Consider the following 22,931-nt stretch of genomic DNA (forward strand, 5'->3'; position numbering starts at 1 on the left):
ATGGATATTACACTATACATATCCCGTTTTTTATATAGAATTCGTCACCAACTGATATTTGGAACGCTTATTGTAACAGCATTGGTTGCCTATTTCAGTCAATTCATGGAGAAAAAATACACCGTGACAACTTCGATCTACACAGGTATTACCTCCAACACGGGTTTAGATGAAGAGACAAAACCTGATTGGCAGGCAGTAAACAACACATATGATAACTTGGTTAATTTAACAAAATCAAGAGGAACCCTAGAAAACGTATCACTAAAATTATTAGCATTAAACCTAACACAAGGAAATCCTGAAATAGATAATCTCTATATAACAGCTGACAATTACAAGAAATTAACAGCATCTATACCTGAAGAAATAATAAATTTAATAGACACGGCTTCTCTCGATAACACTATAAACAGATTTAAAGAATATAAAAACATTGATAGCCGCAATTATTTGCATGAATTGCTCAACGGAGGAGCTGCATTCTATAGCTACGCAGCTTTATCCAGCATAATTATTAGACGCCAAGGTAATAGCGATTTGATAGAGATAGCCTACACTAGCTCAGATCCCGGAATCACATGGAATACGGTTAAGTTAGTCAGCGAAGAAATGAAATATTCTTACGATAATTTAAAATATAAAACAGCAAATGATATCGTAAAATATTATGAGCAGGAATTGAATAAATTAAGGACAAAACTCAATCAACAAGAAAATGATCTTACAAATTATAACGTACAAAACAGCGTCATAAATTATACAGAACAAACAAAATCTATCGCAAACTCTTTTGCTGATTTTGAGAACCGTTACGAAGAAACACAACGAAGTTACGAGAGCTCAACCAAAATCATCAACGAGTTAGAGAAATATATGGAAGTTCGTACTAAACTTGTCAAAACGAATGAAGAGTTTATCAACGCATTGGAAGATGTTTCCCGCATCAGTGGTAAAATCACCGAGATAGAGACTTTCACCTCTGAAAACGCATTAAACAAGGATACAGAATTAACACGATATCAAGATCAACTGAAAGATGTCGAGAAGAGAATAGCATTACTGACAGATAAAATTAATAGCTATAAAGAAAGTAAAGAAGGAATCGCTATTGACGGATTAGTACAAGAATGGTTGTCACAGACCTTGATACAAGTGAAATCCAAGGCAGACTTAGAGATTTTAAACAAAAGAAAGCACGATTTCGAGGAGCAGTATAAGAATTATTCTCCCATTGGGACTAAGATCAACCAGCAAGAACGAGAGATCAATGTCACTGAACAGTCTTATCTACAAGTTCTCCATGCCTTAAATATGGCTAAGATGAAACAGGTGAACTTACAATTAACCTCATCAAACTTAACAACTATCTCAGAGGCCGCTTATCCATTGTTTAGTGACAAAGGTAAGCGCATGTTTTTAGTCATAGCCGCTTTTATCGGTAGTTTAATTTTCATTATAGCCCTAAATTTGGTCATTGAATTACTAGACCGTACCCTCCGGGATGCAGAACGGGCTAAACGCCTCACAGGAATGAATATATTAGGAGCCTTCAACGGACGCAACTCCCAATTGAAATACAGGGGATTTGTAAAGACCTGTAACCGAATATCAGCCGCATACGCTTGCAATCGGTTGGCTCCTTATTTGCAAAAAAATAAGACTCTATACATAAATATATTAAGTATAGAAGAAAGAGAAGGGAAGACATTCGTTGCCAAATATTTTCAAGAACGTTGGGAAGAGCTAGGTTTCCAAGTACGATATATAAGGATCGGAGAAGAGATAAACATTGAATCGTCACTATTCACCACAGAAAATATAGAAGAGTATATTAAAGCCGAAAGTCAACCAGACATTGTATTAATCGAATATCCTTCCATTCAAGGAAACAGTGTGCCTCCACATTTGCTAAGCTCAAGTCAAGTTAATATTCTAATAGCTAATGTACGCAGAGTATGGAAAAATAGCGATAAGGAATTTGTTAGTTATTTGCGTGAGATAACTAAAAATACATCTTTGTATTTATACTTGAATAACGCCTCACGAGAAGCCGTAGAAGATTTCACCGGGCAATTGCCCCCTCAGACCTCCATGCGCTCTTTCACGAACCGTATGATGTATATGGGGTTAACCGCAACCAATTCGGCCATAAAATAGCGAAGCTCATGGATACTTCAAGAGAGATAAAAGAGGATTCTTCTTTCAATATGACCCTATTAATCCTTGTCATAGGACTAGTAGGAATAGGAGGAGCTTTACTATTTAATAACATCCCTCTTTTCGGGATGATAATAGCTTTGCCTTTGTTATGTATAACCTGTATCCTATTATTGAAATATCCTTGGTTCATACTATTTGTCATTTTTACGATCAACTATTTCATATTGGGTATTACCCGATATATTCCAATAGAAGGCGTTAGCGTAATCATGGATATCCTATACGTAACAGCCTTAGTATTACTATCCATTCATGCGGCCCTTTATCAGAACATCGAATGGAAAAGAGCAATTCACCCCTTAAGCGTCATGTGCTGTATATGGATGGGATATTGTATCTTTGAAATCGCTAACCCCTCCGGAGTACTTGAGGCTTGGATATTATCAAGAGGACTGATATTCAATGGGTTTATCATTGTTATTATTACATCGTTATTATGCACTCGTTACTCTTTTTTAAAATCCTTGATATTTTGTTTATCCCTATTCACCCTTTTAGCTATAACTAAAACCTTCATGCAAAAATATATTGGATTTGACAGTTTCGAGACCAAATGGCTTAATGAAGGGGGAGCTACGACTCATATCATATGGTCCGGAGTCCGCTATTTCTCTTTTTTCACCGACGCTAGCAATATGGGGGCGAATATGGGAGCCGCCACTATGTTCTTTGGGATCGCAGCATTCCACATGCGCTCCTATTTATGTAGAATATATTATTTAAGCATAGCTATCCTAGCCATTTACGCGATGTTCCTTTCCGGTACAAGAGGGGCCATGATCGTTCCATTAGCAGGATTGGCACTTTATACATTCGTCAGTAAACAAACCAAAACCATTATCACAAGCTCGACCTTATTATTGCTTACTTATGTTTTTTTTGCCCTTACTACTATAGGAAATAGCAACGCTACCATCCGAAGGATGCGTACCGCATTCACCCCGACAGAAGACGCCTCATTCAATGTTCGAAAAGAAAATCAAAAGAAATTGGCATCCTACATGAAATACAAGCCTTTTGGAGAAGGGCTGGGATTATCAGGTGACAGGGCTGGAGAGAGAATATCAAAACGCTTTACCACCTCCATTCCAACAGATTCATGGTATGTCAAAATCTGGGTGGAGACAGGAGCGGTTGGCTTGACACTTTACCTAAGCATGATCTTTCTATCCATTGGATGGGGAGGATGGATCATAGCCATGCGGCTCAGAGATCCGGAGCTGAAAGGGCTACTGACAGGGTTACTTTGTGGCATATTCGGAATGTTTATCAATGCATACGGGAACTCTTTCTGGGGACAATTCCCGACAATGGTAATTTCCTTTACGGGACTTACTTTTATAATGGTAGGACCCTATCTAGATCAAGAAATACAAGAAAAAAAATCAACTGATTCAAATATAAAACACCATGATTGAGCAATTCTTTCAAATAGGAGAAAATTGGATAGACAAGGAGGAGTATCTATTTCAATTGATAGACGCCATCGTATTCCTATGTTTTATGGTATGCGTACTGTATTTATTCGTATTCGCCGTTTACTCTAAAAGGAAATCGACTTATAAATACCCTACGACTATGAAAAAATACCGTTTTGCGGCCTTATTTCCGGCCTATGGGGAGGATGAGGTAATTATAGACTCCGTCAAAAGTTTCCTTCAGCAAGACTATCCAAGAGAATTATATGATATTATCGTGATAGCCAACCAAATGCGTCAGGAAACCCTCGATAGGCTAAAGTCATTATCCGTAAAGATTATAAAAATGGAGAACCCACAAAGTACCAAAATAGAGGCCCTCAAGGCAGCCATCCGTTACATTGAAGAAGGAAAAACAAAATATGACAACGTGATTATCCTTGACGCCGATAATATCGTAAAAAACAATTATATAGAGAAAATAAACGATGCTATTTATGCAGGTTGTTCAGCCATACAGACGCATAGGGTAGCCAAGAACAGAGATAGCAGCATAGCGGTGCTCGACGCCGTTAGCGAGGAGATCAACAACTCTATTTTCAGGAAAGGACATACCCGCCTAGGTTTCTCGTCCGCCTTAAGTGGCTCGGGTATGGCTTTCGAATACGGTCTTTTCAAGAATATCATACAAGGTTGCAACGATATCGGGGAAGATAAGTACATGGAGCGAAAACTGTTACTCCAAAATATATATATCGAATATCTTGAAGATGTCTATACATACGACGAGAAAGTAAGAGGCAAGAAAGACTTCTATAATCAAAGACAGCGCTGGCTTGCCACACAATTCCACAACTTACTCTCAGGGATTCTCCAGATACCGGGAGCACTAATAAAAGGAAATTGGGACTATTGCGATAAATTATTTCAATGGATGATGCCCCCTCGTGTCTTATTGCTAGGGTTTATCACGTTAATTGCCGCCATCCTAAGTCCACTTGATATCATAATCTCCATTAAATGGTGGTTCCTCTTGATATGGCTAGGCATCACTTTTAGCGTAGCGGTTCCAGACTATTTAGTGGACCAAAAATTCAGGAAGGCGATCGCCAGTGTTCCCATCCTATTCTTCCTCATGTTCCTAAACACGTTCCGAATAGGGAAAAAGCATACATTCTCTCACACCAAACATTCTCCAAATCATGAAGATAGCCATTGAAGCCCAGCGAATTTTCCGTACGAATAAGCACGGGATGGATTTTGTAGCGCTCGAGAGCATTCGAGAGCTACAGAAAATCGACAAGGAAAATGAATATTTCATATTCGTAAGTCCGGGAGAAGATCATTGCCTAGAAGAAACAAGCAATACGCACATCGTGGAGGTAAAATGCCCCACCTACCCCCTTTGGGAGCAGGTGGCGTTGCCACGGGCTGTAGCCAAGATAAGGCCAGACCTATTGCATTGTACGAGTAACACGGCTCCGATTCATTGCCCCGTCCCATTGGTATTGACCTTGCACGACATCATCTTCCTTGAGCCCAAGCAGGGAGGTAATACATCATGGTACCAAAACATGGGTTGGCACTACCGACGTTTAGTAGTTCCCCGTATACTCCCTAAGTGTAAGAGAATCATTACCGTATCTCATTTTGAACGTGATCGGATTCGAGAGGCCTTATGTCTGCCCAAAGAACAAATCATGGCGATCTACAATGGATACAGCCAGCATTTTCATCCCCTATCAGGCATATCCGCCATCACCCATAAATACATTCATTCGGACGATTACCTTTTCTTCCTAGGAAATACGGACCCTAAGAAAAATGTACCCCGCACCTTGAAGGCATACAGTCTGTATCTCAAGCGCTCATCAAGAAAGCGTCCTCTATTAATAGCGGACTTACGCGAAGACAAGCTGGATATGATATTGAGAGAGCAGCATATAGAGGAAATCAAGCCTTACCTGTCTTACCCAGGTTACATCTCCAACAAGGATTTGGCATACTTGTACAATGGGGCCTTCGTCTTCCTATACACCTCCCTAAGGGAAAGCTTCGGTATCCCCATGCTAGAAGCTATGGCATGCGGTACACCCGTGATAACGGGGAATACCTCGGCCATGCCTGAGATCGCCGGAAAGGGAGGATTATTGGCAGATCCTTTCAACGAAGAAGAAGTAGCTTCCTTATTGCTGCGGCTAGAAGAAGATCAAGCATTCCATGATGAACAAATAAAATATGGATTACAAAGATCCCGATTATTCTCATGGAATCATACGGCTAGGAAACTATTGCAAGTTTATATGGAAGTCATTCAATCCTTAAAGAAATGAATATCAGCGATCTTAAACAAAAGATAAAGAAAAATGACAGATTAAAGAGAACGGTTCATTACTTAATAATGAATCAAAGAGGCTCTTGCCCTAGATTATGGGTTAAATGGTTTGTCAATCCATTTATGTTAACCTATGGAAAACGGAGCAAGATCAGAAGATCTGCTATAATGAATGTCAGTCCCATTAACTCATTCATACTTGGACAGGAAAGTATAATTGAGCATTACGTCACGATAGACAACGGGGTAGGCCACGTACACATCGGTGATCATTCACGCATAGGCATACATAATACGATCATCGGTCCCGTTTTTATTGGGAATCAAGTTATCTTGGCTCAGAACATCACTATATCCGGGCTCAACCATACATACCATGATATTTCTAAACCAATCGTAAAACAAGGCATAACTACCTCCCCTGTGATCATAGAAGATGAGACTTGGATAGGAGCGAACACGGTCATTACCTCAGGCGTACATATCGGCAAGCACTGCGTGATCGGCGCGGGCAGTGTCGTCACAAAAGATATACCAGATTACTCTGTGGCCGTAGGCAATCCTGCTAAAGTTGTCAAACATTATGACCCATGCGGACAGCAATGGAAACGAACCCGATAAAAGGGATCAATGCGATTCCTCAAAATGATAACATTTCGCATAAAGACCGGCTATCTTATCGGGATGAAGATACTTGTCGGCATACCTCCGGTTCTTAGCTCCTAAATCGTCCAAATCCATATTCATGGCAGAGCGAAGCATTGAATTGACAGACCCTTGATCCGAGGGGGAAAAGACCAAGTTCGCTGTCACCCTCAGTAATTCACCCACATTCCCGCTATCAGGGCCAACGACACCCCGCCCGAACAAGAAAGCCATCGGAACTACTCCGGAATTAAGGATAACGCAACGCTGTATAAAGACAACATCAGACACCGCAAAATAATACGGTAAATCCTCATCTGATATAATCCGCTCATTATTCTCCGTTCGTACCCCTAAAAGATGTAATAAACAACGTATTACGGACAATAAAGGCTTCGGATAACTCCCCGGAAGCATTCTTGGGGCCAGCAAGAGCTTCTTCCTTCGAGGCAAAGAGAAAAAAGCTTTCAACGTCATCCAGACCTCATCTCTCCTCCGGAATTTGCCAAACGCCGTAACCACAAAAGTCCTCCGGTCAATGCCCCAATATTCTCTTGCCGCCTCTCTCGTCAGAGTATCGTCATAAGCGCCCAGATAAATCGGATGAGGAATTAGGACATGCCTACAATCAGGATATAGACCGGCCATCTTGCCTAGACTATAGTTACCGAGGTGTACCATGCAATCAGCCATTCTCTCTACCACTCTATAGCAAGCTTGATGCAAAGGACTTCCATAATGAGGGGATAAGTTGTGGCACGTATAATAAACCCGAGAGCCCTTCTCCTTAAAATATCTCAGCCGGGTCTCCAGCCGCTTATCGATATCCACGTCATTCACATTCCATCCCACCACTTCCTCAGGCCAATGAATGTGGATGATATCATAAGACCGGGATGGATTCCAAAACTCATCAACTGAGCTGATAGCCTCTATTCCATGAACAGAAAGCCTCGTTCGAATCACGGGAACAAATAAATTATCCCCATTTTTCTCTTTATAGACAAATAGGACTCTCATTTAATTTTATTGTTTTAATGTAAAGGTATGTATTTTTATCGAAAATAAGGAACACCTCATGAATAATTTAAATAAAAAACATATATTTGCCTATTAGGAGAATAATACACCTCTACTAGAAAAATATGGCATCAATACAAAAAGAGTTGGCATCTGGAATAATCTATACAGCTATATCAAAATACTCAGGAATCATCATTTCTTTAGCCGTGGCAGGTGTACTGGCCCGGCTGATCGATCCAGAGGAATTCGGGGTCGTAGCGATCGCCACCGTCATCATTTCATTTTTCAGTATTTTCAGTGATTTAGGGATCGCTCCAGCTATCATTCAAAACAAGCATTTAACAGAGGATAAACTTAACGATATATTCTCTTTTACACTATGGACCGGGATAGGGATCTCCATTTTATTCTTCTTGTCATCATGGCCAATCTCCTTATTTTACAAACAGAGTTCATTGCTATCCATATGTCATTTATTATCTTTCAACTTATTCTTTGCCTCAGCCAACATCGTTCCAAACGCACTATTATTCAAGGACAAAGAATTTAAATTTATAGCATACAGGAGTTTATTTGTTCAATGCATTGGAGGAATCATAGCAATCTTAGCAGCTATATCAGGAGCTGGATTATATGCCTTAATTATCAATCCTATATTCTCAAGCATCCTTATATTCATTATTTCCATAAGAAAAAAGCCCCAGAAATTAAAATACACATTTGGATCAAAATCCATTCATGAGATATTCAGTTATTCCGCATATCAATTCATGTTTAATGTGATAAATTACTTCAGCAGAAACCTTGATAAATTATTAATAGGAAAGTATATGAGTATGAATTCCTTAGGATATTACGAGAAGTCGTACCGCTTGATGATGCTCCCGTTGCAAAACATAACACATGTCATATCACCAGTCATGCATCCCGTCTTCTCCAATTTTCAAGATGATCCGCTTAAATTAGCCCTCTCCTACGAGAAAGTCATCCGCATCCTAGCATTCATCGGGTTCCCATTATCAGTATTATTATGGTTTTGCGCCAAGGAGATTACGCTCATCCTATTCGGAGACCAATGGCTGCCATCCGTTCCCGTATTTCAGATCCTATCCTTATCCGTAGGCATACAGATCATCCTGTCCACCTCCGGCTCCATCTACCAAGCAGCCAACGATACGAAAAGCCTGTTCATATGTGGCGTATTCTCAGCCCTATTGAACGTATCAGGCATCCTCGCTGGCATATTCATATTCAAGAGCCTCGAAGCTGTCGCATGGTGTATATGTGCGACCTTCGCCATCAATTTCATACAATGTTATGTATGGATGTATAAAGTGACGCTAAAACGCAGCCTAGCGTCTTTAATCAGACAACTTATTTCCCCGGCTCCGCTCGTGGGTATATTGATAGTATGCCTATGGTCTATCCACCAATCATCCATTATATTACCGGAGCTGGCAAACTTGTTCATAAAAGCGGTTATTGCCGTTCTCATCTCCTGCATATATATTCAATTGAGTGGCGTATATAACATAATTAACTTCCTAAAATCAAAGATAAAAAGATGAAAGCCCTATTCCTTATATTCCATGGATTTAACCCGGCGAACGGGATCAGCAAGAAGATACAATATCAAGTAGACGCTTTACAGGCATGCGGAGTGGATACAAGGCTTTGCTACATGCGAGAACCAGCTGGCAGGAAACTACGCATGATCGACTCCGAGATTTTACGGGATTACGGAACTGGCATAAAAGGCAAGATCCTTAAAAGAATCGAGTATTCCTCTATAGTGGAATACGTCAGGAAAGAAGGTATCGACCTCGTCTATATGCGCTCAAACAATAACGCGAACCCTTTCACGCTCCACATGGTATGGCAGATGCGTAAAAACCACGTGAAAGTGGTCATGGAGATACCTACATACCCCTATGATCAAGAATATATCGGTTTCTCCCGTAAGGCAACGCTGCTTATCGACAAATGCTTCCGCCATACGTTAGCTAAGCGGTTAAGCGGGGTCATCACCTTTTCCGATTACCAAACAATATTCGGTAGCCGTACCATACAAATATCGAACGGGATAGACTTCAAACAAATCAAGCTAAAGAAACACATAAACGACACGAGCCATGAGCTCCACTTGATCGGGGTGGCGGAAATCCATTACTGGCATGGCTTCGACCGCCTAGTAAAAGGCTTAGTCAATTATTACCAAGCAAACTCCGGATATAATGTATATTTCCACATCGTCGGCAATTTCGCGGCGAAACGGGAAGAGAACGATATTCTCCCACTCATCAAGAAATATAACTTAGAGAGATATGTGATCCTACACGGGATGAGACACGGGGAAGAATTGGATGAGCTCTTCGAACAGGCCGATATGGGCATAGGGAGCCTCGCACGCCATAGAAGCGGCATCACCCACATCAAAACACTGAAAAACAGAGAGTACGCAGCAAGAGGGCTCCCTTTCATTTACTCCGAGATGGACAGTGATTTCGAGGGAAAGCCTTATATACTGAAAGCCAAAGCAGATGAAAGCCCGATCGAGATTCCCGCTATCCTGGAATTTCATAGGGGGCAAACGCTATCTCCCTGCCAGATCAGGGAGTCCGTCCTATCGCTTTCGTGGGAGAGCCAAATGAGTAAAGTATTAAGTGAAATTGATATAGAAAACAAAAAATAGAATAAGCCATGATTCCTAAAATCATACATCTCTGTTGGTTAAGTGGTGATCCATATCCACGGAAAATACAAGACTGCCTTGATAGCTGGAAAAAACACCTTCCTAGCTACGAGATCATTTTATGGGACACGAAACGTTTTAACATCCACGAAGTCCCATGGGTAGAGCAAGCGTTCAACACCAAGAAATATGCGTTCGCCGCCGATTACATCCGGTTGTACGCTCTTTACCACCATGGAGGAATCTACTTAGACTCAGACGTGGAGATACTGAAGAGCCTCGATAACTTTCTTGAGCTGCCCTATTTCGTCGGGGCGGAAACTTCCGGTACGATTGAGGCGGCCATATTAGGAGCCGAAAAAGGTTGTGACTGGATCAAATGCTGCTTGGATTATTATGAAGGACGAAATTTCATACGTGAAGACGGAAGTTATGATATCCGTATGCTACCGGAGATCCTGAACGAGACCATACTCCGTCTAAAGCCCGTCATAAACATGCCCAGCGGTAGCAATATCGACGATCTGAAGAAAAAAGACCTAGGAGAGGCTGTCTATGTCTTGCCCAAGGAATACTTCTCGCCTAAGGTATTCGATTCGAGAGAGGTATTCCTCACCCCTGAGACCCATGCGATTCATCATTACCAAAACTCATGGTTTTCGCATAAGGCTTTCGCCTACTACCGTACACGGACATTATTCATCAAGATATTCGGATACAAGGCCGTAAGGTCTTTGGAGAAGATGCTATTAAAACGATAATTATCATGAAATGGGCAAAAAAATACATATCCATATACAATCAACCCCTAGACAACGTCCAGGAGGGGATCATTCAAGAAATCAAGCAAAAACTAGCGAAGGTACAAAGCGACGAGCCCGTGGTTACCGTATCCGTCATAGCTTACAATGAGGAGAGGCATTTATTGCCTTGCCTATGGGCGCTGAGTGAGATGAGATGCGAATATCCCGTGGAGATCATCGGCGTAAACAATGATTCATCCGATAGGACCGGTGAGATATTCCGTCTCGTAGGCCTCCCGCATTATTTGGAAAAACGACATAGTTGTGGATATGCCCGCCAATGCGGACTAGACCACGCACGAGGCAGGTACCATATCAATATCGACGCAGATACCATGTACCCTCCCCTATACGTCCAGATCCTAGTAGATCATTTGCGGATTCCGGGAAACGTAGCCTGCTGCTCCTCATGGAGCTATATCCCGGATGAGCGACACTCAAGGCTCGACCTGTTCTTCTACGAGTTGTCACGGGATATCTATCTATACTTTCTATCATTCAAGCGCCCGGAACTAAGCGTAAGAGGGCTCGTTTTCGCCTATCATACAGAGCCGGCCCGGAGAATCGGGATTCGGGTAGATATAAAAAGAGGAGAAGACGGTACATTAGCCATGCATCTAAGAGAAGTAGGTAAGATCGTATTCATTCACGATCGCAAGGCGAGGGCCGTCACAGGGTACGGAACGGTGGGTCAAGACGGCTCCTTGCTCAATAGCCTAAAAGTAAGGGTATACAAAGCGTTAAGGAACATACACCAGCTTTTCACCAAACAAGAAAAGTATCAAGACGAGGAATCTAATTTAATTAAATAAGTAACATTATCATATAATAAGAGACGGGATATACCCCGTCTCTATAACAAACATAATTTTTTAAAGATAATAAATTCATTTTTAAGCAAAAGGTTACTCACCCCAATCTAGTCATAATAAAGAATCAAATTAATCATTTAAACCTACATTAGAAAAAATTATACCATGTTATAAAACAAAATAATTAACCAATAATAATGCTTGCATAAACCAAAACATAACCTTACCTTTGTAAAGAAAGTAGGAAATACAAATAAGTTGATTTAATGAGATACAAAATAAATAATTATTAATTCAAAAAAAGAAGGAAACGTTTCGTTTTCTATTCTTTTATTTTTATTATAAATACCTATTTATATCTTATATAGTGCGAAATGACGTTAAAAAGGGCATTCGAAAAATAGACACCTATTCAAGACAAACCACTATTTAACAGATTGTTAATCCTTAAACCCCCCATTCGATCGGGGGTTCGAAACTAGGTTCGATTCTTTATTTTCACCATTCAAAACAATACAAAGTACAATGAAACAGACAGTTAGCGTCAAAGAGTTAAAAAGTGGAGGTTACACACGTTTTCCGAGGTTATTTATCGACCTATTACTGCAAGATTACTATCCGAAGAACAAAACACGCCTTAAGATCGGCGTGTTCATATACATTTTCGGTAAACTAGCCAACAAGCCTTACAACTATCGATACGCCGGCGGCAAGCGGGTATCTATCTACGAGGGGCAGTGCATCATCCATATCACGACCATGGCCAGGGCATTGGGATGTTCCTTATACGCGGCGAGGAAAGCGCTGAACGAGCTGGCCGAGGAAAACATGATCCATAAGATCAAGGCAGGAAACGGCCTCGCCATCAAGGTACCCTTCTACAAGTCCCTCTTCATCAAGGAGGAGAAGATACAGAAAGATAACGACAAACAAGAACAGGAGTAAAGCATGGCAAACACGAGCAAAAACAAGAACGACCGCCCGGCGACACTGCCCGACGGCCTCGCCCTCCCGCAGGAGCAGGAGATCGAGAAAGCGATCTTATCGGGGCTTATGGCCTCCCATCGGCATATGCCCACGCTGGCGGCGCAACTGCTGCCGGAGATGTTCACGCTACCGCAAGTGGCGATGGCCTTCGAGGCGTACCTGAACATCTACAACCGGGGGGAGAGCGCCGACGCCCTCTCCGTGGAGAAGGAGCTGCGGAGGATAGCGCCCGATAAGGAGACGCTGGCCACCGACCTGTACCAGCTGGCGCTGGGCGGACGGTATCTGGAAACCGGCGACGAGTACATGCCTACCCACGCACGCCACCTGCGGGAGGCCTACGTAGCGAGGCAGTTCATGCTGAGCTGCTACGACTCGGCCTTGAAAGCCTCACGGCCGGATCGTGACACGGAGGCCTTGCTGAAGGAGATGGACTCGCACGTGGGCCGGCTGATGGAACGGCTCTCGCACGCCACGAACAGCATAGGCATGAAGGAAGCCACCCTGCTGGCCAAGGAGCGCATGCTGGAGATACAACGCAGGGTGACGGAAGGACGCACGCCGGGCATACATACCGGCCTGGAGGGATTGGACCGGATGACGGGCGGCATGATGCCGGGCACGCTCAACGTGATCGCCGCACGCCCCCGGGTAGGCAAGACGGCCTTCGCCCTCTTCATGGCGCTGAACGCAGCGAGGAACGGGCACCCGGTCTGCCTCTACAGCCTAGAGATGTCGAAGGAGCAGCTGGTGTTCAGGCTGCTGGGATGCATAGCGGACATAGAGCCCTCCAAGATCCTGAAAGGGACCCTCTCCGCCCCCGAGATGAAGAGGATACAAAGGGCCTCCGACGAGCTGGAGCGACTGCCGATATGGATCGACGAGCGCACGGACCTGAGCGTGGCCGACCTGCGTTACCAGATCTCGCTCCGGCGGAAGCAGGGGCGGTGCGAGATGGTGATCGTGGACTACCTCCAACTGATGCTCTCGCCTTCCGAGGACCGCAAGAGCACGAACGACCAGATATCGGCCATCACCCGGCAGCTAAAGCTGATCGCCAAGGAGAACGACATCCCCGTCGTGCTGCTGAGCCAGCTGAACCGGAATTGCGAGGCGAGACCCACGCTGAAGAACATGCTGTCCGACCTGCGTGACTCCGGCTCCATCGAGCAAGACGCCGATACGGTATTCTTCCTCCGCCGCCTCTCCGTGATGAACATCGACGAGGACCCGGAGACCCGTCTCTCCACCGAGGGCCGGGGTACCCTCTCGATCGCCAAGAACCGGCACGGGGAGTCCGGGGAGGTGCGTTTCTGCCACAACAAGGGGGTAACCCGGTTCACCGATGACCGCACGCCGGTGCCGAACGACCGCAGACCGGCGAAAGCAGAACTGGATAAAGACCTGTTCGGATGATCACGCATGACACTTTACTGCGGGTACGGGAAACCGCCCGCATCGACGAGGTAGCGGCCGGGTACCTCACACTACGGCGTTCCGGCAAGGGTCTCGTGGCGCTCTGCCCTTTCCACGACGAGCGTCACCCCTCGTTCCGGATCAGCCCGGCGCTCAATATCGGAAAATGCTTCAGTTGCGGCGAGGCAGCGGACCCCATACGCCTCGTGCGCCACATGGAGGGATGCGGCTTCGAGGAGGCCGTGCGGCTGCTGGCCCGCAAGTATGGCATCGAGGTGGAGGAGGAACGGGGCACGGAGGAGGCCGGACGGCACGAGGCACGACAGGCGATCTTACGCGGCAACGAGGACTTCGCCCGCTCCCTCCTTCCCTACGATCCCGCCGAGGGGATAACTGGTAAGGACGAGAACGGCGAAGAAGACCGCAGGGCGCTCCGTGAAGCCTTTTCCCACTTCGGGGTAGGTATCTGCCCGCCCGACGCCCCCGAGGGCTTCAGGCGCTTCCGGAGGCGGCTTGTCTTCCCGGTAAGGACCACCGGGGGACAGATAGCGGGCTTCGCCGGGCGGTACCGGGGAACGGAGGGGGCGGGAACAGCCAAATACGTCAACTCCGACAACAGCGAGGCGTACAACAAGGGACGTATCCTCTACGGCCTGTACGAGGCGGTGAGGGCCGTCCGCACCGAGGGCGACGTGCTGCTGTGCGAGGGTTACAAGGACGTGATCGCCTTCCACGCCGCCGGTATCCGTCACGCCGCCGGGCTTTGCGGCACGGCGCTCACCGAGGATCACGTGCGGATGATACGGAGGCTGACGGGGCACGTCACGCTCGCCCTCGACCCGGACCCGGCGGGACAGGCCGCCACCCTCCGCTCCGCCCGTCTCTTGCTGGCACAGGGATGCGAGGTGGGCCTCCTTCCCCTGCCCGGTGGCATGGACCCGGACGAGATGTTCCGCCGGCAAGGGGCCGAGGCGCTGCGCAGGCTCGTGCGGACAGAGGCGGTGGATTACCTGAGCCACCGCATCCGGAAGGCGGCGGGGCGGAAAGGCGGACCCGACGCCGGGGGGATACGGGAGGTGCTCGGGGAGATCCGTCTCGTAGGCTCTCCGCTGGCCGTGTACCAGCGGGTGGAGGAACTCTCCAAGGCTACGGGTATCCCCCTCGACGTATTGCGTGAGGAGTTGTCCGCCTCTCCCGGCGAGCCTGTCCGGACAGGGCCGGCGGAAGTAGTGACGGGCCTCCCTCCCGCACGCCTCCGGGAAAGGGCCTTGCTGCGTTTCTGCCTCGCCAACCACGACCGGATGTTCTACGCCGGGGATGGTAGCGGTATCTCCCTCCCGGCATGGGTCGCCTCCGAGTTGTCCGCCGGCGGGATGCCCCTGACGGAACCCGCCCATCTCGACCTGCTGGCTCTCCTCTCGGGAAGCGGCCATCCGGACGGGATCACGGACGAGTCTCTCTCCGCCCTCATCCTCTCCCTCCGTTCCTCCTACCCGGAGGAGGGACCGCCGGAAAGGCTCCCCGACGAACTTTTGCCCGACGAGGCCGAACGCCAGCTCTTCCTCTACGCCGAGCCTTTCATACACGACCGGCTACAACGCACGGCCGCACACCTCCGCTCCGCTACCTCGACCGATGAGCGGGCGACATGCCTGAAGGAACTGAGGGATTGTTTCGCCTTGAGCGACCGGATCGGGAGGGCGCTGGGAAGCCAGAGCGTGAGGCGGGTGGAGGGCTGACCCGCCAACCATCAGCCGCCCACAAAAAAACACTACTGTGCTTGGCACCGAACACTATTGTGTCGGGAGGCCAACACAGTAGTATCCGAAGCCAAACACAGTAGTGTTCGGACCGGAAACACGATAGTCCTTTTATTTCATGCTATCCAACCAACGCTTGCCGGATGGCGTGTACGACCAAATAACCAAGCCTACGGAAATGAAGGCTAAAGTTCCCCAGATAAATAATCCCGCATTCATAATTATCTCATTTTAAGATTCTATTACCAAACCAGACCAATGCCAGCGAAACAGCGACTCCGAAAACGACCATCCCTATTACCGTAGCATTGAACTCATACCCTTGGAAGAAGGTCAACGCCCCTCCCAGCACCAACGCCGTGAACGTCAGTTTTGACAAATCATAAAAATATTTGCCCAACGTCTCACGCTGGCACTTCGCCCGTTCACGGGACTCACCTCTCACGTCTCGCCGCTTGTCTTTCTCTTTCATACCGTAAATTTTTCATGTCAATCGAATTTTGATAAGGCAAACATACGGTTATTTTTCTTGACAAACAAGCATTATCCCCCCTAAATCCAACTCTTTACCCCCATTCACCCGACCTCGCCCCCCTTCGTCCCCGTTAACCGGAATCCCACCGGCGGCATGTCGTACCTTTACAACGTAATCAAAAAAACACCAGACATTATGCCGATCAAGTACCGATTAGTCTTACGAAAAGACATGACCAAGGGAGCCGCCGCCGACTCCAAGTTGTATTACGCCGTGAACAAGTCCACCGGCACCTGCGATTTCGAGGAGCTGTGCGACCAGATCGCCGACCGCAGCACCGCCTCCCGGGGCGACGTGCACGTCGTGGTAGACGGCCTCCTCTACATCCTCAAGCAACGCCTCCAGAAAGGGGAGACCGTCCAGCTAGGCGATCTCGGCCACTTCCAAGCCGTGATCGGCAGCAAGGGCACCAAGCTGGAGTCCGACTTCAACGCCTCCCTTATCAAACGTCCTCGGATCGTCTTCCGTCCGAGCGTGACGCTAAAGAGCGTCACCAGCCTCGTCAAGTTCGAGAAGATCGTGCCCGACGCACCCGCCCCGGGAGGAAGCGACAGCGAATCCCCCGACGAAATCTAAATCAGGGCTCCCCTAGGTGCGACACGATGCACTCCCGCTGGCGGGGCGATAAGATCCGTTGGCGGGGATGCCATCCGCACTCCTCCAGCCGCTCCATCAACTTCCCGCTGACACGTATCCACCGGGACAGCTTATCCGAGGCTTTCTTCTTCGACAATAAGGGAAAATAACTCATCGCTATATCACAAAAATAATAGGCGCCGACACCGGTCTCCCGCTTTTCCATACTGATGCTGTTTATTTATTAACTTATTCAAAGATAGTAATTTAATATTAATTTTCCAAGAAAAATCAAACCATAATTCATCGTATATATCATGAAACAAGCCTATATCTCCACCCACCTTGCCGACGCCCAGTCCGCCGGCGCCCGCTTCCACCTAAACCCCATCATCCTCCTTGCCCAAGCCGCCCTAGAAAGCGGCTGGGGCACCTCCCGCCTAGCCCGTGAGGCCAACAACCATTTCGGCATCACCGGCTACGGGGCGAGCAACGCCTTCTGGCACGGGGGCCGTGTCATCGCCCGATACAAGCGGGGCGAGCTGCTGTTCCGCCGCTACGACTCGGCACGCAACTCCTACCTCGACTTCGCCCGCCTCCTCGTCTGCTCCTACCCGCAGGCCGCCGCCATGAGCCGTTTCCCCGCCGACTACGCCAAGGCCATCGCCTACAGCCCCTACATCAGCGAGCTGAACGGCGACAACCGGGAGCGCTACCGGGAGACGCTGGTACAGCTCTGCCACGAGATCGAACCGATTTACTCATCCCTAAAAAACAACAATTGATATGAATAAGATACGACAAATACTTGCCTTCGTCCGCAGCCTGCTGGATTTCTTGCTAAACCTAGGATCTCACACGCCCCAAAAACAACCGCCCCATGACACGACCGACACTCCCACGGAGCCCACGCCCCCCTTTCCCCCACTTCCGCCTGCTCGCCTTGGCCAGCCTCTTCCTGCTGGCGGCACTCTCCCTCCTGCTAGACATGCGGGAGGCAGCGCTGGCGGCTATCGGGGCGATACTCTCGCTCTCGTCCACCCCTCGCCCGGCCCCTTGAACCTGCTGGGCTGGGGGCTGATACTCTCGGCGGCGCTGAGCTCGCTGGGAAAGATATGGCCTCCTTAGGTGAGAAAAAAACGGCAGAATCAAACTCTTATTGAAAATTATAAGTACTTTTGTAAAAAAAAGCGAATGCACTTGTTAATCTACATAGATATCGCCCTATTCATTTTCATCGCCTTTTTCATAGGCTATGACCTATTTTTTACGTTGGCGTCCTTTTTTCGGAGGAGGCACCGGAAACACCGGAGCATACGGCTCCAGAAGTTCGCCGTCATCTTCGCCGCCTATAAGGAAGACCAAGTCATACAGGAATCCGTGGAGCGCATCCTCCTGCAAGACTATCCGGCGGACAAATACCGGGTGATCGTGGTATCGGACCATATGCGGGAGGAGACGAACCAAGCGCTCGCCAAGCTCCCGATCGAGCTCCTCACGCCGGATTTCGAGCATAGCATGAAACATAAGTCCATCACCTACGCCTTGGAATACCTAAAAGAGGGAATCGATAAAGTCGTCATCCTCGATGCCGACAACCTCACGGATACGGATTTCCTGACCCGGATCAACGATATCACGCAAGACAACATCGCCCTGCAAGCGCACCGTACCCTCAAGAACGACAATACGCCGATAGCGGTATGGGACGGTATCTCCGAGGAGATCAACAACACCATCTTCCGCAAGGGGCGGGTCAATGTCGGGATCTCCTCCTCCTTGATAGGCTCCGGCATGGTATTCGACTTCGGATGGCTGAAATCCCACATGCCCCAATGCGGCACTTTCGCCGAGGACAAGGAGCTGGAGATCTATCTCGCCACGGAAAATATCTTTGTCGATTACGCCGAGGACATCCTCGTGTACGACGAGAAGACCTCACGCCAAGAGGTCATGGCACGGCAAAGATCCCGCTGGTTCCACGCCCAACTGCTGGCATTCTCTTTGATCATACGGCATCTTGACCTCCGTACCCTCAACTGGAATTATATAGACAAGGCGGTCCAATGGTTCCCGCTCCCAAGAATATTAAAACTGATCATCCCACTCATCCTCGCCTTGGCATGGAGTCTCACGGCTTTCCCGCTTGCCCTGAAATGGTATGGACTGATATTAATCAGCATCTTGACATATACGCTGGCCATTCCCCGCAAGATGCATACACGGAAACTTTACAGGAATCTGTCGAGGCTCCCTTTTCTCTTTTGCGTCTTGATAAAAGGATATATAGCCTCCTTGCGCCGGGTGAAGGAGAAGGACACCAGCTTCCAGAGTACTCCTCATGACATAACGATAAAAAATAAAGAAAATAATGGCTAAAAAAGTATCCATCATCACCATCAATTACAATGGGAAGGATGATACCGTAGACCTAATCGAGTCGTTCGGTCGGTACGAAACCTATCCTTATGAGATTATCATCATCGATAATGGCTCGAAAAATTACGGCGAACACCATGTACTCAGTAAATATAGCCCCAAGCCAATAGTGATTCGCAGCGACAAGAACCTCGGGTTCGCCGGCGGGAACAACCTAGGGATTCCATACGCCGACGGTGATTATATCCTGTTTCTCAACAACGACACGATCATCAACCAACCGATACTAGAGAACCTAGCAAGGGCTCTCGACAACAATCCGCAAATAGGATGTGTCTCCCCCAAGATAGCGTGCTGGCCTGAGAAGAAGCAGCTACAGTACTCAGGCTCCACCCCGATGAGCCCGGTTACCCTCCGCAACGAGAATATCGGATTCGGTCAAACCGACACGGGACAATTCAATAAATCCCGCTATACGGCATTCGCCCACGGCGCGGCCATGATGATCCGGACCACGGATATCAAGAAGTTCGGGATGATGCCGGAATTTTATTTCCTTTACTACGAGGAGCTGGACTGGTGCGTGCAAATAAGGCGGGCCGGGCTGAAAATCTGGTACGAGGCTACCTCCACCGTCTATCATAAGGAGAGCATGAGCGTAGGGAAACAAAGTCCGCTTCAGGTCTATTATCATACCCGCAACCGCCTTTTATTCGCCAAACGATCGATCGATAAAAGGGATGAAAGGATTTACGCATACATCTACCAAACCCTAGTGGCTTTCCCGAAACGCCTCTCGATCTATCTCGTAAAAGGGAAATTCCGGCTGATCGGGGCGCTAGGCAAGGGATTAATAAACGGATTAATCGCAATCAACAAGGATATGAATTATGGAAAAGAGCTGTCAAGTCATTGAGATCCTCTTCTGGATCGGGATCGGGATCGTTTTCTATACCTATCTGGGGTATGGGATCGTATTATACCTTATGGTCAAGATCAAGGAGCTGTTCGTAAAACCCCGGTCCCCCCGCCTTCCAGAGCCGCTGCCGGAGGCCACGTTGCTGATAGCCGCCTACAACGAGGAGGCGATCGTGGCGAGCAAGATGGTGAATTGCAGACAACTGGATTATCCGGCGGATAAGCTGAGACTGGTCTGGATCACCGATGGAAGCAATGACAACACGAATGAGAGATTAAAAGAGTACCCGGAGGTCACCGTGCTGTACCAACCACGGCGACAAGGCAAGACAGCCGCCTTGAACCGGGCCATCCCCTACGTGAAGACCCCCTACGTGATCTTCACCGACGCCAACACGATGCTGAACAAGGGAGCCATCAAGGAGATCATACGCCAGTTCAGCGACCCGCGGGTAGGCTGCGTGGCCGGAGAGAAACGGGTAGAGATACAAGCCGAGCAAGGAGCCACCGCCGGAGAAGGCATATACTGGAAATACGAGTCCGCCCTCAAGCGACTGGACTACCGGTTATACTCCACCGTCGGAGCGGCAGGCGAGCTCTTCGCCATCCGTACCTCCCTCTTCGAGCAGATGCCCCCGGATACCCTGCTGGACGATTTCATCCTCTCCCTGCGCATAGCGATGAGAGGCTACAAGATCGCCTACAGCAAAGAGGCGTACGCCCTCGAGAGCGCCTCCCTGAACATGCGGGAGGAGGAGAAACGTAAAGTACGCATATCGGCCGGAGGATTGCAATCGGTATGGCGGCTACGGGGATTATTGAATATCTTCCGGTACGGGATACTGAGCTTCCAATACATCAGCCACCGGGTACTGCGCTGGACGCTGACGCCGGTCGTGCTCTTCGCCCTCCTGCCCCTCAACCTTCTCCTAGCCTGTACCGGGCATACCCTTTACACGGTCATCCTTGCCCTGCAATTAGCGTTTTACCTGCTGGGATACTTGGGGTATAAAATGGAAAAACGGAACATCCGGAACAAGCTATTATTCATTCCTTATTACTTTTTATTCATGAATATCAATGTCATACGAGGGTATAGCTATCTCGCTAAGCATAAAGGCACAGGCGCTTGGGAAAAAGCCAAACGAGGCGCGGGATAAAAAAATAAAAAAATAGATGGATAAATAGTCGTTATATGTCGACTTTAATTAATACTTTTGCGCTATTGATACTATTTGAATATCAAGAAAACTAGAACACAATTTAGATACAATGGATAAATTGGCCTCAGAGTATAAAGTTCTTATCGTAGATGATGTCCCTACAAACGTCATGCTAGTACAAGCCATACTGAAGAAAGAGGGATATACGCTTTTGACTTGCGACAGCGGGACAAAAGCACTACGCATAGCTAACGAGAAACACCCAAATCTGATATTACTCGATATCATGATGCCTGAGATGGACGGATATGAGGTCCTCCAGCATCTGAAAAGCAATCCCGAGACTACGGATATACCCGTGATTATCATGTCCGCCCTAAGCGATATGCAAAGCATCGTGAAAGGTTACCAATTGGGCGCCACCGAATACGTCACAAAGCCTTTCCAACGTGAGGAGCTGGTGAAGAGGGTGGCCCACCGCTACGAGCTTTACAGCATCAAGCGCATCAAGGCCGAGCTGGAGAACACGATCGAGTCTAGGGATACGCTATACTCCGTTATCGCCCATGACCTGCGTTCCCCGCTAGGCTCGTTGAAAATGATGAATAACGCCATCTTGATGATGGTGGACAAGGAGCGGGTAGGCGACGAGGTGTACGAGATGATCCAGATGATGAACAAGACCTCCGAGGAGATCTTCCTCTTGCTGGACAACCTGCTGAAATGGGCCAAGAACCGCTTGAACAAGCAGCACGTATATAAGCAACAGACCGACATAAACAGTATCATCGACAGTACCGCCGAGATGTATGTCCCGATGGCGGCGCAAAAAGGCGTGAAGATTATCCTAGAAAATCTGGATAAAGAGCTGGTAGGCTTGGTCGATATCGATATGCTCAAGACGATTATCCGTAACCTGATCTCTAACGCCATGAAGTTTAGTTTCGAGGGGGGCACGATCACCTTATCCTCACGCTCCGAGGGGGATTTCGTAACCGTTAGCGTGAAAGATACCGGCAAGGGCATCAAGAAAGAGGATCAAGACAAGCTCTTGAAACAAGACTCGCATTTCACGACCTACGGGACGAAGAACGAGAAAGGCTCCGGTCTGGGATTGATGCTTTGCAAGGACTTCGTGGAGCTTCATGGAGGAAAGCTTTGGTTCGAGTCCGAGGGCGAGGGCAAAGGAACGACCTTCCTGTTCTCGATGAAGGCGCTGAACCAAGAGGCATAGCCGATCGACGTA

Annotated in this window: 21 protein-coding genes; 18 read left to right on the plus strand and 3 right to left on the minus strand. The window is 47.6% G+C overall.

Going from position 1 to position 22,931, the window contains the following annotated elements; all coding sequences use genetic code 11:
• From BDI_RS06390 to BDI_RS06410, 5 genes are read left to right on the plus strand one after another with little or no spacing between them, the layout of a single operon-like run.
• Complete coding sequence (locus BDI_RS06390; RefSeq protein ID WP_011966381.1) at positions 1–2,160, plus strand: GumC family protein; 2,160 nt, start codon at positions 1–3, stop codon at positions 2,158–2,160.
• A gap of 8 nt (positions 2,161–2,168) precedes the next feature.
• Positions 2,169–3,641, plus strand: a complete 1,473-nt coding sequence (locus tag BDI_RS21400) for an O-antigen ligase family protein (protein ID WP_009276009.1) — start codon at positions 2,169–2,171, stop codon at positions 3,639–3,641.
• Complete coding sequence (locus tag BDI_RS06400; RefSeq protein ID WP_005856568.1) at positions 3,634–4,860, plus strand: glycosyltransferase family 2 protein; 1,227 nt, start codon at positions 3,634–3,636, stop codon at positions 4,858–4,860. Before BDI_RS21400 ends, BDI_RS06400 begins: the two co-directional genes overlap by 8 nt.
• On the plus strand, positions 4,844–5,974 hold the full coding sequence (locus tag BDI_RS06405) for a glycosyltransferase family 4 protein (RefSeq protein ID WP_011966382.1): 1,131 nt from the start codon (positions 4,844–4,846) through the stop codon (positions 5,972–5,974). The genes BDI_RS06400 and BDI_RS06405 overlap by 17 nt, the downstream gene beginning before the upstream one ends.
• Positions 5,971–6,597, plus strand: a complete 627-nt coding sequence (locus BDI_RS06410; RefSeq protein ID WP_011966383.1) for an acyltransferase — start codon at positions 5,971–5,973, stop codon at positions 6,595–6,597. The genes BDI_RS06405 and BDI_RS06410 overlap by 4 nt, the downstream gene beginning before the upstream one ends.
• 6 nt (positions 6,598–6,603) lie before the next feature.
• On the opposite strand, the gene BDI_RS06415 is transcribed toward BDI_RS06410, so the two are convergent.
• The gene (locus BDI_RS06415; protein ID WP_005856561.1) at positions 6,604–7,641 is read right to left on the minus strand and encodes a hypothetical protein; all 1,038 of its coding nucleotides are present in this window, start codon (positions 7,639–7,641) and stop codon (positions 6,604–6,606) included.
• 125 nt (positions 7,642–7,766) lie between these two features.
• Between BDI_RS06415 and BDI_RS06420 the strand changes: the two genes are divergently transcribed.
• From BDI_RS06420 to BDI_RS06450, 7 genes are all read left to right on the plus strand, one after another.
• Positions 7,767–9,212 carry a lipopolysaccharide biosynthesis protein gene (locus tag BDI_RS06420; RefSeq protein WP_005856560.1) on the plus strand — a complete coding sequence of 482 codons (1,446 nt, stop codon included), beginning with the start codon at positions 7,767–7,769 and terminating at the stop codon, positions 9,210–9,212.
• A complete protein-coding gene (locus tag BDI_RS06425) occupies positions 9,209–10,336 on the plus strand; it encodes a glycosyl transferase (protein ID WP_011966384.1) in 1,128 nt (375 codons plus the stop codon). Before BDI_RS06420 ends, BDI_RS06425 begins: the two co-directional genes overlap by 4 nt.
• An 8-nt stretch (positions 10,337–10,344) precedes the next feature.
• Positions 10,345–11,097 carry a glycosyltransferase family 32 protein gene (locus tag BDI_RS06430; protein ID WP_005856556.1) on the plus strand — a complete coding sequence of 251 codons (753 nt, stop codon included), beginning with the start codon at positions 10,345–10,347 and terminating at the stop codon, positions 11,095–11,097.
• A gap of 5 nt (positions 11,098–11,102) precedes the next feature.
• The gene (locus BDI_RS06435) at positions 11,103–11,951 is read left to right on the plus strand and encodes a glycosyltransferase family 2 protein (RefSeq protein WP_005856553.1); all 849 of its coding nucleotides are present in this window, start codon (positions 11,103–11,105) and stop codon (positions 11,949–11,951) included.
• A gap of 525 nt (positions 11,952–12,476) precedes the next feature.
• Positions 12,477–12,896 (plus strand): hypothetical protein, encoded by a 420-nt coding sequence (locus BDI_RS06440; RefSeq protein WP_011966385.1) that lies wholly within the window; start codon positions 12,477–12,479, stop codon positions 12,894–12,896.
• 3 nt (positions 12,897–12,899) lie between these two features.
• Complete coding sequence (locus BDI_RS06445; RefSeq protein ID WP_011966386.1) at positions 12,900–14,354, plus strand: replicative DNA helicase; 1,455 nt, start codon at positions 12,900–12,902, stop codon at positions 14,352–14,354.
• Positions 14,351–16,093 carry a DNA primase gene (locus BDI_RS06450; protein WP_005856547.1) on the plus strand — a complete coding sequence of 581 codons (1,743 nt, stop codon included), beginning with the start codon at positions 14,351–14,353 and terminating at the stop codon, positions 16,091–16,093. Before BDI_RS06445 ends, BDI_RS06450 begins: the two co-directional genes overlap by 4 nt.
• Before the next feature lie 247 nt (positions 16,094–16,340).
• On the opposite strand, the gene BDI_RS06455 is transcribed toward BDI_RS06450, so the two are convergent.
• The gene (locus tag BDI_RS06455) at positions 16,341–16,586 is read right to left on the minus strand and encodes a DUF6722 family protein (RefSeq protein ID WP_005856543.1); all 246 of its coding nucleotides are present in this window, start codon (positions 16,584–16,586) and stop codon (positions 16,341–16,343) included.
• A gap of 198 nt (positions 16,587–16,784) precedes the next feature.
• On the opposite strand from BDI_RS06455, the gene BDI_RS06460 reads away from it, so the two are divergent.
• The gene (locus tag BDI_RS06460; RefSeq protein ID WP_005856541.1) at positions 16,785–17,225 is read left to right on the plus strand and encodes an HU family DNA-binding protein; all 441 of its coding nucleotides are present in this window, start codon (positions 16,785–16,787) and stop codon (positions 17,223–17,225) included.
• 1 nt (position 17,226) lies between these two features.
• On the opposite strand, the gene BDI_RS06465 is transcribed toward BDI_RS06460, so the two are convergent.
• Entirely contained in the window at positions 17,227–17,451 is a 225-nt protein-coding gene (locus BDI_RS06465) for a DUF4248 domain-containing protein (protein WP_005856539.1), read from the minus strand.
• Positions 17,452–17,542: 91 nt separating this feature from the next.
• Between BDI_RS06465 and BDI_RS06470 the strand changes: the two genes are divergently transcribed.
• The 5 genes from BDI_RS06470 (at position 17,543) to BDI_RS06495 (ending at position 22,919) form a co-directional block, all read left to right on the plus strand.
• The gene (locus BDI_RS06470) at positions 17,543–18,010 is read left to right on the plus strand and encodes a glucosaminidase domain-containing protein (RefSeq protein ID WP_005856537.1); all 468 of its coding nucleotides are present in this window, start codon (positions 17,543–17,545) and stop codon (positions 18,008–18,010) included.
• A gap of 409 nt (positions 18,011–18,419) precedes the next feature.
• Entirely contained in the window at positions 18,420–19,604 is a 1,185-nt protein-coding gene (locus BDI_RS06480) for a glycosyltransferase family 2 protein (protein WP_005856532.1), read from the plus strand.
• Positions 19,597–20,520 (plus strand): glycosyltransferase family 2 protein, encoded by a 924-nt coding sequence (locus BDI_RS06485; protein WP_005856530.1) that lies wholly within the window; start codon positions 19,597–19,599, stop codon positions 20,518–20,520. The genes BDI_RS06480 and BDI_RS06485 overlap by 8 nt, the downstream gene beginning before the upstream one ends.
• Positions 20,495–21,682: a glycosyltransferase family 2 protein gene (locus BDI_RS06490; RefSeq protein WP_005856528.1), complete on the plus strand. Its 1,188-nt coding sequence runs from the start codon at positions 20,495–20,497 to the stop codon at positions 21,680–21,682. Before BDI_RS06485 ends, BDI_RS06490 begins: the two co-directional genes overlap by 26 nt.
• A gap of 112 nt (positions 21,683–21,794) precedes the next feature.
• Positions 21,795–22,919 carry a hybrid sensor histidine kinase/response regulator gene (locus BDI_RS06495; protein ID WP_005856527.1) on the plus strand — a complete coding sequence of 375 codons (1,125 nt, stop codon included), beginning with the start codon at positions 21,795–21,797 and terminating at the stop codon, positions 22,917–22,919.
• The last annotated feature ends 12 nt before the right edge of the window (positions 22,920–22,931 follow it).

Origin of the sequence: Parabacteroides distasonis ATCC 8503, assembly GCF_000012845.1 — a bacterium.
Taxonomy (GTDB): Bacteria; Bacteroidota; Bacteroidia; order Bacteroidales; family Tannerellaceae; genus Parabacteroides; species Parabacteroides distasonis.

Excerpts from the sequence above, each read along its gene's own strand:
- BDI_RS06425 (WP_011966384.1), top strand. The coding sequence starts at position 9,209 with ATGAAAGCCCTATTCCTTATATTCCATGGATTTAACCCGGCGAACGGG.
- BDI_RS06480 (WP_005856532.1), top strand. The coding sequence starts at position 18,420 with ATGCACTTGTTAATCTACATAGATATCGCCCTATTCATTTTCATCGCC.
- BDI_RS06495 (WP_005856527.1), top strand. The coding sequence starts at position 21,795 with ATGGATAAATTGGCCTCAGAGTATAAAGTTCTTATCGTAGATGATGTC.
- BDI_RS06420 (WP_005856560.1), top strand. The coding sequence starts at position 7,767 with ATGGCATCAATACAAAAAGAGTTGGCATCTGGAATAATCTATACAGCT.
- BDI_RS06405 (WP_011966382.1), top strand. The coding sequence starts at position 4,844 with ATGAAGATAGCCATTGAAGCCCAGCGAATTTTCCGTACGAATAAGCAC.
- BDI_RS06415 (WP_005856561.1), bottom strand. The coding sequence starts at position 7,641 with ATGAGAGTCCTATTTGTCTATAAAGAGAAAAATGGGGATAATTTATTT.
- BDI_RS06465 (WP_005856539.1), bottom strand. The coding sequence starts at position 17,451 with ATGGAAAAGCGGGAGACCGGTGTCGGCGCCTATTATTTTTGTGATATA.
- BDI_RS06410 (WP_011966383.1), top strand. The coding sequence starts at position 5,971 with ATGAATATCAGCGATCTTAAACAAAAGATAAAGAAAAATGACAGATTA.
- BDI_RS06450 (WP_005856547.1), top strand. The coding sequence starts at position 14,351 with ATGATCACGCATGACACTTTACTGCGGGTACGGGAAACCGCCCGCATC.
- BDI_RS06400 (WP_005856568.1), top strand. The coding sequence starts at position 3,634 with ATGATTGAGCAATTCTTTCAAATAGGAGAAAATTGGATAGACAAGGAG.
- BDI_RS06460 (WP_005856541.1), top strand. The coding sequence starts at position 16,785 with ATGCCGATCAAGTACCGATTAGTCTTACGAAAAGACATGACCAAGGGA.
- BDI_RS06430 (WP_005856556.1), top strand. The coding sequence starts at position 10,345 with ATGATTCCTAAAATCATACATCTCTGTTGGTTAAGTGGTGATCCATAT.
- BDI_RS06485 (WP_005856530.1), top strand. The coding sequence starts at position 19,597 with ATGGCTAAAAAAGTATCCATCATCACCATCAATTACAATGGGAAGGAT.
- BDI_RS06470 (WP_005856537.1), top strand. The coding sequence starts at position 17,543 with ATGAAACAAGCCTATATCTCCACCCACCTTGCCGACGCCCAGTCCGCC.
- BDI_RS06435 (WP_005856553.1), top strand. The coding sequence starts at position 11,103 with ATGAAATGGGCAAAAAAATACATATCCATATACAATCAACCCCTAGAC.
- BDI_RS06490 (WP_005856528.1), top strand. The coding sequence starts at position 20,495 with ATGGAAAAGAGCTGTCAAGTCATTGAGATCCTCTTCTGGATCGGGATC.
- BDI_RS06445 (WP_011966386.1), top strand. The coding sequence starts at position 12,900 with ATGGCAAACACGAGCAAAAACAAGAACGACCGCCCGGCGACACTGCCC.
- BDI_RS21400 (WP_009276009.1), top strand. The coding sequence starts at position 2,169 with ATGGATACTTCAAGAGAGATAAAAGAGGATTCTTCTTTCAATATGACC.
- BDI_RS06455 (WP_005856543.1), bottom strand. The coding sequence starts at position 16,586 with ATGAAAGAGAAAGACAAGCGGCGAGACGTGAGAGGTGAGTCCCGTGAA.
- BDI_RS06440 (WP_011966385.1), top strand. The coding sequence starts at position 12,477 with ATGAAACAGACAGTTAGCGTCAAAGAGTTAAAAAGTGGAGGTTACACA.
- BDI_RS06390 (WP_011966381.1), top strand. The coding sequence starts at position 1 with ATGGATATTACACTATACATATCCCGTTTTTTATATAGAATTCGTCAC.